Consider the following 17,434-nt stretch of genomic DNA (forward strand, 5'->3'; position numbering starts at 1 on the left):
ACTAGAGAGCGTACGGCGAGAACTAGTCGCGGCGGTACTTCGTGATGCCGCCGTCCTGCTTGACCTTGTCCGCGGCCGCCTGGATGCGGGCGGTCCACTCGGACTGCTGCAGCCCGCCGGCCATGAACTGCCCGGTGGCCTCGGCCGCGGCGGTCGCGAACGCCGGGTACCAGGTGTCGAAGTACCACCTGATCACCTGGTCGCCGGCCGCGGTGAGCAGGTCCCGGGCCGAGCTGAGCGCGGTGGTCAGCTCCAGACCGTCGGCCGAGCCGCGGACGATCGTGAGCTGCTTGGACTCCGAGCTGACCTGGGCCGCGACGTCCGCGGACAGCAGTGCCCGCAGGTACTCGAGCCCGCCGGCCTTGTTCTTCGCCTTGTCCGGCACCAGGAACGGCGCGGTCGCCGCGACGTGCAGCCCGCTCGCGAGCGCGGGCGACGAGTCCAGCGGCGGTACGGCGAACACGGTCAGCGCGAAGCCGTCCGGGATCAGGCCCTTCATCTCGCTCTCGAGCCAGTTCCCGCACGGCAGCATCCCGGCCTTGGCGGCGAGGAAGCGCTTCTGCGACCCGATGTGGTCGTACTGCGCGGTGCCCGTCGCGAGCAGGCCGCGCTTGGCGAGTTCACCGACCGCGGCGATCGCCCGGGTCACGTTCTCGTCCTTCCAGGCGCCGTCCTCGAGGTTGTCGATCCGCTTGGTCACGTCCGGTCCACCGGTCTTGGCGGCCAGCGTCAGTACCAGCTCGAGCAGGTAGTACGGGTGCGTGCCCGCGTAGATGAACGGCCCGAGCCCGGCCGCCTTCATGTCGGCGCCCAGCGCCAGCAGGTCCGGCCAGGTCTGCGGTACCTGCCAGCCGTTGCGCTGGAACAGGCCGGCCGAGTACCAGATCCCGTACACGGTCGAGATGTAGTTGATCGTGCGCTGCGTCCCGTCGAAGCTGCCCGCGTCCAGCATGTCGGGCAGCAACTGGTCCTTCACCTTCGCCGACTGGTTGTCCCACGACGGCGCGTCCAGCAACTGCGCGAGGTCGGCGAGCTGGCCGTCCTTGATCAGCCGGCCGAGCTCCAGCTTCTGGTCGCCGGTGGACAGGACGACGTCCGGCGGCGTCCCGGTCGCGAACCGCGGCATCAGCTCGTCCGCCAGCTGCGTCGTCAGCTTCGGCGTGATCGTCGCGGCCGCGTACTTCTTCCGGTACGCCGCCGCGGCGAACCCGCCGTACTCCTCGGTGACGACCACGTCGACCGGAGCGCTCCCGTTCACGGTGAACGGATTCTCCGGCGACACGGCCGGTGCGACCGGGGCCTTGGAGCACCCGCTCAGCAGCGCACCGGCCAGCGCCCCCTGCAGTAAGGTCCTGCGTCTAAGCACGCAGGCAGGCTAGTACGTCGAGGTGGCGTCAGGCGGTACGCCGGATCCGGCCGGCGTACCGCGCCTCCAGTGCGTGGTTGTGCTCGTCACCGCCCGGGATGTTCGCGGACAGGTACACCGGAGGCGTCTCACCGGCGTCGGTCATCCGGCGCAGTACCTCGGCGACCAGCAGCTGGGCGATCAGCGCGGCGGTGATCGACGACACCGCGCAGACCTTGCCGGCACCACCGGGCAGGTCCAGGACGGAGTCGCCGTACGGCGCGTGGTTGTCGAGCACCACGTCCGCGAAGTCGATCAGCTTCTTGCCGGACGGGTGCCGGGACTCCATCCCGCCGGTGTGCTGCAGCGAGGTGATCGCGATCAGCGGGTGCCCGTGCTCCTTGGCCACGCTGGCCAGCTCGACGATCGAGCCGTTGACGCCCGAGTTCGACGCGATGATGAACATGTCGCCCTCGCGGGCCGCGGACAGCTCGTACAGCTTCCGGGAGTACTGCGGGTCCCGCTCGAGCTCGGCGCTGCGCAGCAGCTCCGGCGGCTCGCCACCCAGCAGCACCAGGTCGCGCAGCGCGATCCGGTTGGTGGCGATCAGGCCACCAGCGCGGCCGGCGATCTCCATCGCGAGCGCCTCGGAGTGCCCGGAGCCGAACGCCTGGATCACCCCGTTCGCGCGCAGCGACGCGGTCATCAGGTCGGCACCGGCCTGGATCGGGCCGTCGATCTGCTCGGTCACCGCGGCCAGGATCGGCGTCAGGGTCTGCACATACGCCTGCGCGCTCACGCCGGCCGTGTCCCCCGTGTTACTGCTGGCCATCAGCGGCCCACCCCTCGAGTGATCTGCTCGCACCCGACACTCCTGGTGCCGACAAATGCGCAAGTTTGCGGTTTGCTGGACAGAACTTTTCTCAACTCGCAGCTAAAGTCAAGGCTCATCCGTGTGATCTCCCCAATCGGGACCGTTGCGTAAGCAGTTTGGAGCATGGCGTATGTCGGACGAACTGGTCCTGGGCGGGGACCTCGGCGGCACCTCCACCCGGATCGTGATCGCGGACTCCGAAGGCAACGTAGTCGGCCGCGGCGCCGCCGCGGGCGGAAACCCGACCAGCCATCCGGCAAGCGCGGCGGCCAACTTCGGCCAGGCGCTTCACAGCGCGCTCGCCGGACTGGACGCCGGCGCGGTCAGGTCGGCGGTCGTCGGGATGGCCGGCGGGGTTGCCCTGCAGCGGCCGGAAGTCGCCGCCCAGTTCGAGGCCGCGTGGACCGGCGCCGGGCTGAGGTCGGCGCCGCAGTACATCGGGGATCTCGAGGTCGCCTTCGCCTCCGGTACGCCGGAACCGGACGGGACCGTGCTCATCGCGGGGACCGGGAGCAACGTCGGGCTGGTCCGCAACCACCAGCTGCAACGGACCGCCGGCGGGCACGGGTGGCTGCTCGGCGACGACGGGTCCGGCTTCTGGCTCGGCCGGGAGGCGGTCCGCAGTGTGCTGGAGCTGCTGGATCTCCGGGAGCCGCTGGGGCTGCTCGGACAGGCCGTCGTACAGGCGATCCTGCCCGGTCGGGACGAGAATGCTGCTGCACCACGTGAAGGATACGACGCGCTGCGTGACCTCCTGGTGATGACCGTGAACAGCCGGCCACCGGTCATGCTCGCGGAGTTGGCGCCGACGGTCATCTCGGCGTACGCCCAGCACGACGAGACTGCGCAGATGCTGGTGAAACGCGCAGCCGAACTGCTCACGGAGACGGCCGCGCGCCTCAAGACCACGTCGGACATCGGCCCGATGGTGCTGGCCGGCAGCGTCGCGGGCGAGTCCTCACCGGTCGGCCAGCTCATCCGCGAACACTTCGCCGGCGACGTCCGCACCGCCCAGGACGGCGTAGGCGGCGCCACCTGGCTGGCACTTGCCGCCCTGAACCCCGCCCTGGCCACCCCCCAAACCCACGCCCGCCTCGTCTGACCCCTCCGCCGCCTTACGCCACGACTCGGCGGTCAGGCCGAGACCGGGCGGACCTCGACGGCGTAGAACTCGGCCTCGGGGATGGTGGCGGCTACCTCCTCGGCGCGGTCCTGGCCGGCGACGTCGATCAGGAAGACGCCGGCGAGTTGCTCCTTCGCCTCGGAGTACGGGCCGTCGGTGGTGGCGCGGACGCCTTCGCGGACCCGGACCACCCGGGTCTTCGCCGGCGGATCGAGCGGTACGGCGGTGATCAGCTCGCCGCTCGCCTCCAACTCGTCGAGCAGCTTGTCGAGCTGCGCCGTCAACGCCTCCCGGGCCTTCTTCGGAAGCGCCCTGCCCTCCTCGGTGTGCAGGAACGACGGGTGGCCCCAGGTGATCGGGTTGCTGTGGATCATCAGCAGGTACTTCATGTCCGGATGTCCTTTCGGAACAGGTGACTGGATCTTCGCAGCAGAGGTCGGAAGCGCCCGCCGGTTCTCGACATTTCGGCAACTTAGGCTGACCCCCATGGACGAGATCGACTTCCGGCTCGCGGACGGCCGGGTTCTGCACGGGTACGACAGCGCGCCGGGCGCCGCCGACCGGCTCGCCGTGGTCTGGCACCACGGGACGCCGAACCTCGGTACGCCGCCCGCACCGCTGGCCGCGGCGAGCGAGCGGCTCGGGATCCGGTGGATCTCGTTCGACCGGCCCGGGTACGGCGGATCCACGGCCGCGCCGGGCCGGACGGTCGCCGACGTCGCGGCCGACCTGACCACGGTCCTGGACACGCTCGGCCTCGGATCGGTCGCCCAGCTCGGGTATTCCGGCGGCGGCACGTACGCGCTCGGCGCCACCGCCCTGCTCGGCGACCGGGTCACCGCGGTCGCCACCCTCGCCGCGATCGCGCCGTACGACGTTTCCGGCCTCGACTGGTACGACGGGATGATCCCGTCGGGTGTCGCGTCACTCCGGTCCGCGGCGGCCGGCCGGGACGCGCGGCTGCGGAACGAGGAGGTCGAGTACGACCCGGAGTTCACCGAGACCGACCTCGCGATGTTCGGCGGCCCGTGGGGCTGGCTCGGCTCGATCGTCGGCGACAAGGCGATGCCGAACGGCCCGGACGGCGCCGTCGACGACGACTGCGCCTACGTCCTCCCGTGGGGCGCCGACCCGGCCGCCATCACCGCCCCCACCCGCCTCGTCCACGGCACGGCCGACCGCATCATCCCCAGCTCCCACGCCGAATGGCTGGCGGCCCACATCCCGTCCGCCACCCTCGACCTCCACGAGGACCTCAGCCACATCACCATCCTCAACCAGTCCGAACAAGCCCTCACCTGGCTGCACGACCACTGATCAGTTGGCCAGCAGGTGCCGAGCCCGGGGTGGCTCGAGGGCGAGGTCGGCGGCAGCCTGGTACAGCTCGGCGTCCGCTCCGGTGATGCGCTCGTTGTGCTGGCGCAGATGCTCCGACCAGCTGGCGACCTCGAACAGCTCGACGTACAGGTCCGGAGTGCTCACATCCCGGTACGTCGACCAGCGGCGGGCGCCGGTGCGCTGCCGCGAGACGCCGACCTTCGCGAGGGCCGCCCGGAACTGCTCGGCGTTCTCCGGCGGGACGTGGTACGAGACCTCGACCAGCACCGGCCCGGCCCGCGGGTCGAGGTCCTCCTCGCCGTCGGCCAGGATGCCGATCTCCGGCTCCGGCCACGGCTGCGCGACGGCCCGGTCCAGCTCGCCGGTCCGCGGGTGCAGCGGCAGCACCGCCAGCGAGGCGGCGCCGATCAGCAGCACGATCCCTGACATCAGCAGCGTCGCCGATGCGCCGAGTGCCGCCGCGAGCAGACCCCAGATCAACGCGCCGACGCCCTGGCCGCCGAGGAAGACCATCAGGTAGACGGCGAGCGCCCGCGCCCGGACCCAGGCCGGCAACGCCAATTGCAGCGTCGTGTTCAACGTCGACAGCCCGCCGAGCCACCCGGCGCCCGCGACCACCAGCAGCACCGCCACGATCGTTGCATTGTGCAACAATGCGACGGCCAGGACGCCGATCGCGTAGGCGACGGTCGCGCAGCCCAGCAGCGTGTTCCGCCCGAGCCGCGCACGGATCGGCTTGAGCAGTACGGCTCCCCCGACCGCACCCAGCCCTAGCGCCGCGAGGAGTACGCCGTACCCGGTCGAACCGAGGCCGAGCCGGTTCACGGCCGCCACCGGGAGCAGGCCCCACAGCGCGGAGGCCGGGAGTACGAACACCATCGCGCGCAGCAGGATCCGCCGTACGCCGGGCGCGTACGCGACGTACCGCAGACCCGCGCGGAGGGCGGGCAGCATCGGTTCGCCGGCAGCTGCGACGGCGGCCGGACGGCGCCAGCGCAGCAGCGCGACCAGGATCGCCAGGTACGAGACGGCGTTCACCGCGAACACCACCGCCGGGCTGCTGAGACCGAGCAGGAAGCCCGCCAGAGCCGGTCCGATCGCCCGTGCGAGGTTCACGTTCAGGCTGTTCAGCGCCGCTGCCTCGGGGAGCTCCGAGCGCGGGACGAGTTCCGGCTGGATCGCCTGCCAGGCGGGGCTGGTCAGCGCCTGGCAGGCGCCGAGCACGAACGTGATCGCGATCAGCGCGGTCGGTGTCAGCAGACCGCCGGCGCTCAGCGCCGCGAGGCCGCCCGCGACGATCGCCATCGCCAGCGTCGCCAGGGCGATCAACCGCCGCCGGTCGAGGACATCGGCGAGTACGCCCGCGGGCAGAGAGACGAACAGCACCGGGAGCAGGCTCGCGGCCTGGACGATCGACGCCAGTGCGGCGGCGTTCGGCTGGTGGACGACGGTCCACTGGGCGCCGACGGACTGCATCCAGCTGCCGACGTTCGACCCGAGCTGCGCCAGCCACAGCGCCCGGAAGACGCCCCGGCGGAGCGGCGCCCACGCGGACGACTTCTCGACGGTCATGAGGCATCGTACGAGCCGGACATTCCAAGCAATGGCTTGACATTGGATTCAGGGCGGCGCATATTCCAAGCATGTCTTTGGAGAAGGATCCGCGCAGGGCCCGGTTGCTGGACGATCCGTTGGCGATCCGGGCGATGGCGCATCCGGTGCGGCTGGATCTGTTGTCGCTGCTCGGGCGGGAGGGGCCGATGACCGCGGCGGACGCGGCGCGGCAGTTGGGGATCAGTCAGGCGCTGGCGTCGCACCACCTGCGGCAGCTCGCGAAGTACGACTTCGTGGAGCCGGCGCCGGGCAAGGACAACCGGGAGCGGCCGTGGCGGCAGGTGTCGACGTCGCAGACCTGGGGGGACGCGATGAAGACGCCGGACGGCGCCGCGGCCGCCGAAGTACTCGAGCAGTTGATGGCCGAGCGCGCGCTGGACGCGCTGGCGAAGTGGCAGCAGCACCGCCCGGTCGCCGACCCGGTCTGGCGGGACAACTCCGGCATCAGCCAGACCGGGATCTACCTGACCGGCGCGGAGCTCGCCGAGGTCGTTGGCCAGATCAACGATCTGCTGCAGCGCTGGGTCGACGAACGGCCGATCGACGACAAGTCCACCCGTCCACCGGGCAGCCGGTACGTCTCGTTCACCCAGATCGTCACGATCACCCCGGAGGAGTAGGACATGAAGGACTTGTGGGGCGTCCTTGCCCGGCAGCGTGACTACCGCCTGCTGCTCAGTGCCGGGCTGATCTCGCTGGTCGGTGACTGGTTGCTGCGGACCGGTCTCGCGTTCCAGGTGTACGTGCTGACCGGGTCGACGCTCGCCTCCGGTGGGCTGCTGCTGGCATCGTTCCTGCCCGCCGTACTGCTCGGCTCGTTGGCCGGCGTCTTCGTCGACCGGTGGAGCCAGCGGACGACGATGATCGTGACGAACGTGCTGAACGCCGTCGTCCTGCTCCCGCTGATCGCCGTACACAGCGCGAACCTGATCTGGATCGTGTACGCCGTGGTGCTCGCGCAGAGCTGCCTGCAACAGTTCTTCACACCCGCGGAGCAGTCACTCGTACCGCTGCTGGTGAACCCCGACCAACTGGTCACCGCGAACGCGCTGAACAGCCAGATCCGCGACCTCGCGCGGCTGATCGGCGCGGCGCTCGGCGGCGTACTCGCGGCCGCCGGCGGCCTCACCCTGCTCGCGCTCGGGGACGCCGCCACGTTCCTGATCGCGGTGGTCCTGGTCGCCGGGATACGGCACCGGCGGGATCGGCCGGCCAAGGACGAGGAGTCGGCGGGCGGCGCGATCCGGCGGTTGAAGGAGGAGTGGACTGAGGGGTTGCGGCTGTGCGTCGCGGGGTCGGCGATGCGGTTGTTCTTCGTGTTCTGCCTGGTCACCGGGGTCGGCGAAGGGGTGATGAGCACGCTGTTCGCGCCGTTCGTGAGCGCCGAGCTCGGCGGCGACGGGAAGGTGTACGGGCTGATCGTGTCCTCCCAGGCGATCGGCGGAATCGTCGGCGGACTGGTCGCGGCCGCGATCGGTTCCCGGCGGCCGGCCGCGACGCTCTGGGGAATCGGTGCACTCGCGTTCGGACTGATCGACACCGCGATGTTCCTGTCCCCGCTGGTGTCGGCCAGCGTGATCCCGGCGTTCGTCTGCATGATCGTCGTCGGCCTGCCCGGCGCGCTCACGCTGGCCGGGATGATGACCGTGTTCCAGAACCTGACCGTGGACGGCACCCGCGGCCGGATCTACGGCGCGGTCGGCGCCGCCGAGAGCGTCGCGGTGCTGATCGGTATCGCCGGCGCCGGCTTCCTCGGCGACACCGTCGGCATCATCCCGGTGCTGGTCTTCCAGGGCCTCGGGTACGTCGTGGGCGGCGCGGTCGTGCTCAGTCGGCGGCGGGCGCTGGAGCTCCGGGTTGTTCCTCAGCCGGTGTGACCAGGTGCAGGCGGACCCGGGCGACGCGACGGCCGTCCATCTCGGTGACGGTCAGCGTGTAGGCGTCCAGGCGAACCTCGTCGCCGGTCGACGGGACCTTCCCGAGGCGGGCGGCGAGGAACCCGCCGACGGTCTCGTACGGGCCGTCGGGCAGCTCGATCGTGGTCGCGTCGGCGAAGTCGTCCAGATTCAGCAGGCCGTCCATCTCCAGGTCGCCACTCCCCAGCCGGGTGGTCTCGGCGGGCTCCTCGTCGTACTCGTCCTTGATGTCGCCGATGAGTTCCTCGACCAGGTCCTCGAGCGTCACGATGCCCGCGGTACCGCCGTACTCGTCGAGCACGATCGCCAGGTGCGTACTGCGGCGGCGCATCTCGGTCAGCGTAGGCAGCAACTTGGCGGTGTCCGGCAGCATCAGCACGTCCCGGGCCAGGTCGCCGACCCGCACCGAGCGGGTCGCGACGGCCGGGTCGAACAGGTCCCGGACGTGCACGAAGCCGACGATGTCGTCGGCCGAGCCGTTCATCACCGGATACCGCGAGTGCGGCCGCTCGGCGGCGAACTTGACCGCCTTGTACGCCGGCATCTCGGCGTCCAGGAAGTCCACCTCGGTCCGCGGCAGCATCAGCTCGCGGAGCTGCCGGCTGCCGGCCTCGAAGACGTCGTCGACGATCTTCCGCTCCTCCTCGCCGAGCGACTCGCTCGCGGTGACCAGGTCGCGGAGCTCCTCCTCGCTCATCACCTCGCGGTTCGCGTTCGGGTCGCCGCCGAGCGCGCGGACCACCAGGTCGGTGGACCTCGAGAGCAGCCAGATCACCGGCCGGGCGCCGGAGGCGATCCGGTCCACCATCGGGCCGAGGGCGAGCGCGAAGCCCTCCGCACGCTGCAGCGCCAGGCGTTTCGCGGCCAGCTCGCCGATCACGATCGAGACGTAGGAGATGCAGATCGTGATCAATATCAGCGCGAGGGTGTTCGCCAGCGACTGCGGGAGGCCGAGGTTGCGCAGGTGCGGGGCCAGGCTGTCGGCCAGGGTCGCGCCACCGAAGGCGGCGGACAGGAACCCCATCAGGGTCACGCCGATCTGCACGGCGGACAGGAACCGGTTCGGGTTGGCGGCCACCCGGGCGACGGTCTCGCCGCGCTTGCCGCGATGGGACAGGGCCTTCAGCTGGCTCTCCCGCAGTGACACGAGGGCCATCTCGGCGGCGGCGAAGACGCCACCGATCAGCACGAAGACCAGGATCAGAACGATGTTCAGCAGCAGGGAGTCGTTCATGGGTCGGGTGTCCTAGCGCCCTCTCGTCAGACCACGAGAGGGCGGGCGTTGGGCGTAGTCGTCCATTTATCTACTCTACCGGCGGCGGGTATCACGATGCATGTTCGAGTTTGTTGGTTTACGATGATTCCTGGCCGGACGCGTCGTACGGCCGGGAAGGTCACACGATGAACACACCGCGCGGTGTCCGCCGTACCGACACCACTCTGTCGGACGGCCGTGAGCTGATCTACTACGACCCGGCCGACGCGCCGGCCCGGGTTCCGCTCGCGGACACCCGCGGCCTGCCCGCCCCGCAGCCACAGGTGGAGCTGCGGACGGACCCGCTGACCGGGGACGTGATCACCTACGCCACGCACCGGAACACCCGGACCTACCTGCCGCCGGCCGACCAGTGCCCGCTGTGCCCGAGCAAACCCGGCAACCCGACCGAGATCCCGGACCACGACTACAACGTCGCCGTGTTCGAGAACCGGTTCCCGTCCTTCGCCGGCCCCGGGCGGACCGAGGTCGTGTGCTTCACCAGCGACCACAACGGCTCGTTCACCGGCCTGTCGCAGGGCCAGGCGCGGCTGGTCGTCGACACCTGGGCCGACAGGACCGCCGAGCTGAGCGCCCGCGACGACGTCGAACTGGTGTTCCCGTTCGAGAACCGCGGCCGCGAAATCGGTGTCACGCTGAGCCACCCGCACGGCCAGCTGTACGCGTACCCGTTCGTGCCGCCGCGGATGCAGACCCTCCTGCGGCAGGCCCGCAAGCACCAGGAGGTTGCCGGCAGCAACCTGTTCGCCGACGTACTGGCCGCGGAGCGCAAGGAAGGCACCCGCGTGATCGGGGAGAACGGCAACTGGACCGCATTCGTCCCCGAGGCCGCCCGCTGGCCGGTCGAGGTGCACCTGTACCCGCATCGCCAGGTCGGCGGCATCGACGAGCTGTCCGTCGGCGAGCGCGACGACTTCGCCGAGCTGTACCTGGACGTCCTGCAGCGTCTCGACGGCCTGTACGGCGAGCCGCTGCCGTACATCGCCGCCTGGCACCAGGCCCCGGTCCGGGTCGACCGCGAGCTCGGCTACCTGCACCTGGAGGTGTTGTCGATCCGGCGTGCCAAGGACAAGATCAAGTACCTGGCCGGCTCCGAGTCCGGCATGGGCGCGTTCATCAGCGACACCCGGCCGGAAGACGTGGCCGAGACCCTGCGGAAGGTTGGCTCGTGAGCTTCACGGATGTTTTCGGTACGGCGCCGGACGGCAGCTGGCGGGCGCCCGGACGGGTCAACCTGATCGGCGAGCACACCGACTACAACGACGGGCTCGTCCTCCCGATCGCGCTGCCGAACCAGATCGTGGTGACCGCGTCGAAGCGGACCGACGGCCGGATCGCGGTCGCCTCGGCCGGGCACCGGGGCGTCACCGAGTTCGCGATCGGCGAGCTGGCGCCCGGATCGGTCGGCGACTGGGCGGCGTACCCGGCCGGCGCGGCCTGGATCCTGCGCGAGTCCGGCTACCCGATCGGCGGCGCGAACCTGCGGTTCGAGTCCGACCTGCCGTCCGGCGCCGGCCTGTCCTCGTCGGCGGCCCTGCTCTGCGCGACGCTGGCCGCGCTGCTCGGCCTGCACGACCTGGAGGTCGACCCCGCGGAGGTCGCGCGGCTCGCCCAGAAGGCCGAGAACTCGTACGTCGGCGCGCCGGTCGGACTGATGGACCAGATGGCGTCGATGTGCTGCACCGCGGGGCACGCGCTGTACTTCGACATCCGCGCGATGTCCACCTCGCAGATCCCGTTCGACCCGCCGGCCGACGACCTGGCGTTGCTGGTCGTCGACGTGAAGGCGCCGCACCGGCACGTCGACGGCGAGTACGCCGCGCGCCGGAAGAGCTGCGAGCAGGCCGCCGCCGAGCTCGGCGTACCGGCGCTGCGGTCGATCGCGTTCGAGGACCTGGACGCTGCACTGGCACGGTTGTCGGACGACGTCGTACGGCGCCGGGTGCGGCACGTGGTGACGGAGATCCGGCGGGTCGAGGACGCGGTCGCGCTGATGCACGCCGGGAAGCTGCGCGAGGTCGGGCCGCTGTTCACCGCGTCGCACGCGTCGCTGCGGGACGACTTCGAGATCACGGTTCCGGAGCTGGACGTCGCGGTCGACACCGCGCTGGCGGCCGGCGCGCTCGGCGCCCGGATGACCGGTGGCGGATTCGGCGGCTGCATCATCGCGCTGGTCGAGGCGTCCGCGGCGGACGCCGTACTGTCCGCGATCGAGAAAGCCTTTGCGGAACACGGTTTCACGGCCCCGAGCTCACTGGCGGCGACGCCGTCGGCGGGCGCGTCCCGGGTGAGCTGAGGCGGCGTCGCAGCAGCGGGGCGAAGGCGACGGTCGCGGCCAGTTGGAGCAGGCCCATCACGAGGTACGGCGTGCGCAGGCCGGTGTGGTGGGCAAGGAACCCGGCGCCGACGGCACCGAGCGGGGCGGCGCAGATCGCCACCATCCGGTAGACGGCCGTCACCCGGCCGAGCAGCTCCGGCGGGACGATGCGCTGCCGCAGGGTGATCGTGACGACGTTCCACCAGGTACCGCCCAGACCCAGCAGCACCGCGCCGGGGATCACCACCGCGAGGTTCGTGGCCAGGCCGAAGCCCACGGTCGCGACGCCCATCAGCAGCATCGCGACGATCAGGCTCGCAGCGGTCGGCAACCGCTGCGAGAACCGCGGTGCGAGCAAGGCACCGGCCACGCCGCCGACGGCATAGATCGCCACCAGCCAGCCGAAACCGGCCTGCGGCAGGTGCAGTACCTCGAGAACGTAGAGGACCAGGATCGCCAGGATGCCGGAGCCGATCGCGTTCGTCACCACCAGCATCAGGCACAGCGCTCGCAACAGCTTGTGCCGGTAGAGGTAGCCCAGTCCCGCTTTCAGCTCGCGGCCGAGGTGGCGGTCCGGTGCGGGCGCCCGGGGCGGCGCGGATCGCCGTACCAGAAAGACGAGGAGCGCGGCGACGGCGAACGAGAGCGCGTCGACCAGGATCGGTACGCCGTGGTGCAGGACGAAGAGCGCAGCGCCGGCCGGTGGGCCGAGAAAGTTGGCGAGCAGCACGAGCGACGCCTGGTGGTAGGCGTTGGCACGTTCGAGACCCGCCGCCGGGACGATCTCCGGAACGATCACCGACGAGGCGTTGTCGTAGAAGGGCGCGAGCAGACCGAGGAAGAAGCCGACGACCAGGAGCAGCGGAATACTCGCGTGCCCGGTGAGGACGGCAGCGGCGAAGACGCCGGCGGCGACGGCCCGGACGGCGTCGACGATCCACATGGTCGTCGTACGGCGCCAACGGTCGATCAGCACGCCGGACAGCAGACCGAGCAGCAGCCAGCCCACCCCCGTCACCGCTTCGCTCAGCGAGACGATCCGGGGGTCGCGGGTGATCGATGCCGCCAGCAGCGGGAGCGCACCGAGCATGATGCCATCACCGGTGAAGGAGACGGCGCCCGCGGCGAAGATGATCCAGTAAGGCCTGCCGAGTGGGTCGGCCTTCATGAAGCGATGACGAGATCACATCCGGTGTCGCGCATCGCTTTACGGGCTGCGGCCGACAGGCCGTCGTCGGTGACGATCACGTCCAGGTCGGACCAGTTCGCGAACGTGCTCAGGCCGACGGTCCCCCACTTGGTGTGGTCCGCGACCACGACCACCTCACGGCTCGCGGCGATGAACGACCGATTGGTCTCGGCCTCCATCAGGTTCGGCGTACTGAGGCCGTGCTCGGCGTCCACGCCGTGCGCGCCGAGGAACAGCAGGTCCAGGTGCAGCGACGCCAGCGCCGCGGTGGCGATCGGGCCGACCAGGGCGTCGGACGGCGTCCGGATCCCGCCGATCAGCACGACGGTACGGTCCGAGCGGCCGTTGCCGTGGAACACGTCCGCGATCCGCGCCGAGTTCGTGACGACCGTCAGGTTCTCCACCCGCAGCAGCTGCCGGGCCAGCGCGTACGTCGTCGTACCGGCGCCGATGCCGATCGCGCTGTCCGGCTGCACCCGGGTGGCGGCCTCGGCCGCGATCGCCTGCTTGGCCGCGGACTCCTGGGTCAGCTTGGCGTCGAAGCCCGGCTCGTGCGCGCTGCGCAGGCCGACCGACGTGGCGCCGCCGTGCACCTTGTGCAGCAGACCGCTGGAGTCCAGCGCGTCCAGGTCGCGGCGGATCGTCATGTCCGAGACACCGAACCGGTCGACCAGTTCGGCGACCGTGATCGCGCCCCGGCTGTTGACCTCGGCAACGATCGTGGCCTGCCGCTGGGCGGCCAGCTGGCCGCCGCGGCCGCGCGGTTCTGCTCCGGCTGCGTTCACGGAGCACAGCCTAATCGCGGAATGCCCCGCTGTCAGGGAAATCTGTTGCCCGGCCCGGTGGCAGCGCGTCACGCTGAAGCATGCGATTTCCCGAAGACGTGCCGGTACTGACCGACGACGTGGTGACGCTGCGTGCCCACCTCGCCGCCGACGTGGAGCCGGCGTACCGGATGTGCCAGGACCCGGTGATGCAGGAGTGGACCACGATCCCGGTCCCGTACCTGCACGAGCACGCCGTCGCGTACCTCACCGAGGTGATCCCGGCCGGCTGGCGGGCGAACACCTCGTGGGCGTGGGCGATCTCGTACGACGGGAAGTACGCCGGGACGATCGACCTGCGTGACGGTGAGGGCGGGGTCGGCGAGGTCGGGTTCGCGGTGTCGCCGGAGGCCCGCGGCAACGGGGTGATGACGCGGGCGCTGCGCCTCGTGGTGCGGTACGCGTTCGACTTACTGGACTGGAAACGAGTGATCTGGCGCGCGTACGTCGGGAACTTCGCCAGCCGCCGGGTTGCCTGGAAAGTCGGGTTTCGCGGACTGGTGACGATCCCGGGCGGCGGGCGCTCGCGCGGGGTCCGCAAGGACGAATGGGTGGCCACCGTCGGCCGCGACGACGACCTCGAACCGCAGGGCAACTGGTGGACGGTGCCCGTTCTGGAAGGCGACGGAATCCGTTTGCGGGAACTGCGGGAAACGGATGCGCAACGCGTCATGGAGGCGTGCGGCGACGAGCGGACACAGCACTGGTTGTCGGGCATGCCTTCGCCGTACGGGCTCGACGACGCCAAGGGGTTCATCACCAGCCGTGCGGACGCGGCGGCGAGCGGGGAGGCCGTCGCGTGGGCGATCGCGGACGCCGAGACCGACGTACTGCTCGGGAACGTCAGCGTTTTCGGGCTGAACAGCCGGATGGACAGGACGCGCGGCGAGATCGGGTACTGGATGCACCCGGACGCGCGCGGCCGGAAGGTGATGACGACCGCCGTGCAACTGGTGATGGCACACGCGTTCCGGCCGATCGAGGACGGCGGGCTGGGCCGCCGCCGGTTGATTGTGAGGTGTGCCGACGTGAACACCGCGTCCGCGCACGTTGCCGAGACCAACGGGTTCACCAAGGTCGGCGACGAGCGCCGCGCCGACCCGCGCCGGGACGGCAGCTACGACAACATGCTCACCTACGACCTGCTCTCCGACGAGTTCCTCGCCGCCGGACACCCGTTGAGGGGTTGACCCGGTTCGGCCGCAGGAGTATTGGTCACCGAGCGCAGGCAGGGATTTACGGCCGGTTGGTGTCATCCGACACCGGTTCCCCTCGCCGTTGCCCGGCCGGGCTGCTTGAATCGACGGGTGATAGATCGTGAGGAACTCGTCCGCCGTTGGCAGGCCGGGTGGTCCGTCTCGAGGGGTTGGACCACGGTTGAGGACGACAACAACGGCATTCTGATCGTCCGGGCAGGTGAGGAGAGCCGGCCGACGGAGTACGTCGTACTGGATGCCGACGGTAAACCGGAACGGGTGGAACGCGCCGCCCAGCTGGCGCTGGCCGACGGTGGTGGGCGCGGCTCGGGGTGGATCACGCTGGCCACCGACGACAAGGAGGCCCGGATCGAACAGCTGGAGGACCTCGGCCTCGAGGTCCAGCAGGACCAGGACTGGCTGATGACGATCCAGCTCTCCGAGCAGCCGGCGCTGAAACTGCACGAACGGTACGCGTTGCACGCCGAGCTCGAGGACGACCTGATCATCACCCGCGCCACGTTGCACGGCGGCGTGGTGTCCAGCGGCCGGATGGCCGTGGTCGGCGAGGACGCGGTCGCGGACCGGATCGAGACCGACCCGGCCCACCGGCGGCGCGGGCTCGGCAGCGCGGTGATGGCGTCACTGGTCGAGGCGGCCGCGGCGAAGGGTGCCAAACGCGGCATCCTGATCGCCTCCATCGACGGCCTCCGGCTGTACCGGAGCCTCGGCTGGAAGGTGATCGCGGACATCGTGATCGCCCGTTCCCGCTAGGCCGACGGCGGCTTCGGTCAATCGTTTTCTTCAGGATTCGTTAAGAGGGTTCACACCTACGTAACGGTGACCTCGCGCGTCGGTTAAGGTCGCTGTTCGGTGACCAGGGGGGACCTGGCTGTAAACCACGGGGAACGACGCGCTGTTTCGGTATCACGAAGAAACGAAGAGGATTCGCCCACCCCATGACGGATTCGCCTACCCCCCGGCGGCACCGCGGCAGTAGAAGAGCTCCCCGGCGGAGCCGCGGCCTGGTCGGCCCTGCTGTCAGCGCGCTCTCGGTGCTGGTCGCGATCGGGCCGGTGGTCTGGCTGATGTCGCACGGCAGCTCCCGTACCGACGGCGCCGCGCGGGTCGTCAACGTCGTCGAGAACAGCCGCGCCGACGACGGTACGAGCACCGAACCGATGGTCACGATCACCAAGACCTTGCCGAACGGCGCGACGACGACCGCCGTGGTGGGTCCGGCGGCCGTCGGCTCGGCGCCTACGAGCGCTTCGCCTTCGATCGGTACGTCTTCGTCCGGGACGCCTTCGTCCGGTGTGTCTGCTTCTCCTTCTTTGACTTCTTTGACGACGCCGGCCACCCCTACGGTCGGGGTCACGACCGTGACCGTGTCACCGACCGCGCCACGCAGTACCAGCGGCGCGACCGGACGGCCGAAGCCGAGCGTCCGTACGACGCCGACCGGCAGGCCGTCGAGTACGCCGACCAAGACGCGTACGACCGACCCGACCCCGAGCGACACCCCGCAGCCGCCGGTCAGCGGCGGCGGGACGAACGCCCAGGAACGACAGGTCCTCGACTACACGAACCAGATCCGCCAGCAGCAGGGCTGCGGCCCGCTGAAGCTGGACAGCGCACTCGTCGAGGCCGCCGGGAAGCACGCGTCCGACATGGTCCGCCGGCACTACATGGACCACACCAACCCCGACGGCCAGGACCCGGGTGACCGGATGAAGGCCGCCGGGTACCGCGGGTCCACCTGGGGCGAGAACATCGCCGCCGGGTACGACAGCGCGCAGAAGGTGGTCGCCGCCTGGATGCAGAGCGACGGGCACCGCAAGAACATCCTGAACTGCCGGTACACCTCGATCGGCGTCGGCTACGACCCGGGCCAGGTGCGATCCGACTACGGACCGGGCAGCTGGGTCCAGGACTTCGGCCGAAGCTGATGACTGTCATTGTCCCGAGCACACCGAATGTGGCTGAAACGTTGTCCCAAAGCCACAATGTCCGGCCGCTTGACGGCCGGTCGCGGCGGGTAGATCCGTCCTTGTCATGGTGCCGGACGTTCCTGGGGGGCTCCGGCGAGGCGGCTGGTGAGGCTCGCCTTGTTGATGAGGCACGTCTTGGGTGCGCGACTTCGAAGGGAACAACGAAATAATGTCCGAGTCCGGCAACGGCCGGTACAAGCCACGACGGAAGGCGACCCGAGCGGCCCGCTCGTCGCGTTCCGGCAACCGTCCTACTCCGCCCGCGGAATCCACACCGCCCACGCCACCGGAACCACCGCGGTACGCACCGCGCTCCAGCGACGAGTCCCCCTTCTGGGCAAACGCCCCCAAGGGCGGTACGGAGTCCCCGTTCTGGGCCGGCAGCAACCAGTCCCGCCCCGCCACACCCCAGTACGCCCCCCGAGGCGCCC

General features: G+C 70.3%; 16 protein-coding genes. 9 read left to right on the forward strand and 7 right to left on the reverse strand.

Annotated features, from left to right (window positions below; all coding sequences use genetic code 11):
* Window positions 1-22: 22 nt before the first annotated feature.
* Window positions 23-1,366, reverse strand: coding sequence for an N-acetylglucosamine/diacetylchitobiose ABC transporter substrate-binding protein (ngcE, locus tag VFF46_RS01840; RefSeq protein WP_325035209.1), 1,344 nt, complete (start codon window positions 1,364-1,366; stop codon window positions 23-25).
* 28 nt (window positions 1,367-1,394) lie between these two features.
* The gene (locus VFF46_RS01845; protein WP_325035210.1) at window positions 1,395-2,177 is read right to left on the reverse strand and encodes an SIS domain-containing protein; all 783 of its coding nucleotides are present in this window, start codon (window positions 2,175-2,177) and stop codon (window positions 1,395-1,397) included.
* 172 nt (window positions 2,178-2,349) lie between these two features.
* Between VFF46_RS01845 and VFF46_RS01850 the strand changes: the two genes are divergently transcribed.
* The gene (locus VFF46_RS01850) at window positions 2,350-3,321 is read left to right on the forward strand and encodes an N-acetylglucosamine kinase (RefSeq protein ID WP_325035211.1); all 972 of its coding nucleotides are present in this window, start codon (window positions 2,350-2,352) and stop codon (window positions 3,319-3,321) included.
* A gap of 32 nt (window positions 3,322-3,353) precedes the next feature.
* Here the strand turns inward: VFF46_RS01850 and VFF46_RS01855 are convergent, their stop codons facing one another.
* On the reverse strand, window positions 3,354-3,731 hold the full coding sequence (locus VFF46_RS01855) for a YciI family protein (protein WP_325035212.1): 378 nt from the start codon (window positions 3,729-3,731) through the stop codon (window positions 3,354-3,356).
* A 97-nt stretch (window positions 3,732-3,828) separates the two neighbouring features.
* Between VFF46_RS01855 and VFF46_RS01860 the strand changes: the two genes are divergently transcribed.
* Window positions 3,829-4,659 (forward strand): alpha/beta hydrolase, encoded by an 831-nt coding sequence (locus tag VFF46_RS01860; protein ID WP_325035213.1) that lies wholly within the window; start codon window positions 3,829-3,831, stop codon window positions 4,657-4,659.
* Here VFF46_RS01860 and VFF46_RS01865 read toward each other — a convergent pair whose 3' ends face one another.
* Window positions 4,660-6,252, reverse strand: coding sequence for an MFS transporter (locus VFF46_RS01865; protein WP_325035214.1), 1,593 nt, complete (start codon window positions 6,250-6,252; stop codon window positions 4,660-4,662).
* Window positions 6,253-6,323: 71 nt separating this feature from the next.
* On the opposite strand from VFF46_RS01865, the gene VFF46_RS01870 reads away from it, so the two are divergent.
* The gene (locus VFF46_RS01870) at window positions 6,324-6,914 is read left to right on the forward strand and encodes a helix-turn-helix domain-containing protein (RefSeq protein WP_325035215.1); all 591 of its coding nucleotides are present in this window, start codon (window positions 6,324-6,326) and stop codon (window positions 6,912-6,914) included.
* 3 nt (window positions 6,915-6,917) lie between these two features.
* On the forward strand, window positions 6,918-8,171 hold the full coding sequence (locus VFF46_RS01875; RefSeq protein ID WP_325035216.1) for an MFS transporter: 1,254 nt from the start codon (window positions 6,918-6,920) through the stop codon (window positions 8,169-8,171).
* Here VFF46_RS01875 and VFF46_RS01880 read toward each other — a convergent pair.
* On the reverse strand, window positions 8,122-9,444 hold the full coding sequence (locus VFF46_RS01880) for a hemolysin family protein (protein ID WP_325035217.1): 1,323 nt from the start codon (window positions 9,442-9,444) through the stop codon (window positions 8,122-8,124). The genes VFF46_RS01875 and VFF46_RS01880 overlap by 50 nt on opposite strands.
* A gap of 167 nt (window positions 9,445-9,611) precedes the next feature.
* On the opposite strand from VFF46_RS01880, the gene galT reads away from it, so the two are divergent.
* Window positions 9,612-10,658: a galactose-1-phosphate uridylyltransferase gene (galT, locus tag VFF46_RS01885; protein WP_325035218.1), complete on the forward strand. Its 1,047-nt coding sequence runs from the start codon at window positions 9,612-9,614 to the stop codon at window positions 10,656-10,658.
* On the forward strand, window positions 10,655-11,782 hold the full coding sequence (gene galK, locus VFF46_RS01890; RefSeq protein WP_325035219.1) for a galactokinase: 1,128 nt from the start codon (window positions 10,655-10,657) through the stop codon (window positions 11,780-11,782). The genes galT and galK overlap by 4 nt, the downstream gene beginning before the upstream one ends.
* Here galK and VFF46_RS01895 read toward each other — a convergent pair.
* Both VFF46_RS01895 and VFF46_RS01900 read right to left on the reverse strand, forming a co-directional pair.
* Entirely contained in the window at window positions 11,724-12,971 is a 1,248-nt protein-coding gene (locus VFF46_RS01895; protein ID WP_325035220.1) for an MFS transporter, read from the reverse strand. The genes galK and VFF46_RS01895 overlap by 59 nt on opposite strands.
* On the reverse strand, window positions 12,968-13,777 hold the full coding sequence (locus VFF46_RS01900; protein ID WP_325035221.1) for a DeoR/GlpR family DNA-binding transcription regulator: 810 nt from the start codon (window positions 13,775-13,777) through the stop codon (window positions 12,968-12,970). The genes VFF46_RS01895 and VFF46_RS01900 overlap by 4 nt, the downstream gene beginning before the upstream one ends.
* A gap of 80 nt (window positions 13,778-13,857) precedes the next feature.
* Between VFF46_RS01900 and VFF46_RS01905 the strand changes: the two genes are divergently transcribed.
* The 3 genes from VFF46_RS01905 (at window position 13,858) to VFF46_RS01915 (ending at window position 16,961) form a co-directional block, all read left to right on the forward strand.
* The gene (locus VFF46_RS01905; protein ID WP_325035222.1) at window positions 13,858-15,006 is read left to right on the forward strand and encodes a GNAT family N-acetyltransferase; all 1,149 of its coding nucleotides are present in this window, start codon (window positions 13,858-13,860) and stop codon (window positions 15,004-15,006) included.
* A 117-nt stretch (window positions 15,007-15,123) separates the two neighbouring features.
* Complete coding sequence (locus tag VFF46_RS01910) at window positions 15,124-15,786, forward strand: GNAT family N-acetyltransferase (RefSeq protein ID WP_325035223.1); 663 nt, start codon at window positions 15,124-15,126, stop codon at window positions 15,784-15,786.
* Window positions 15,787-15,971: 185 nt separating this feature from the next.
* On the forward strand, window positions 15,972-16,961 hold the full coding sequence (locus VFF46_RS01915) for a CAP domain-containing protein (RefSeq protein ID WP_325035224.1): 990 nt from the start codon (window positions 15,972-15,974) through the stop codon (window positions 16,959-16,961).
* Window positions 16,962-17,434 lie beyond the last annotated feature (473 nt).

Source organism: Kribbella sp. (assembly GCF_035655035.1).
GTDB lineage: Bacteria > Actinomycetota > Actinomycetes > Propionibacteriales > Kribbellaceae > Kribbella.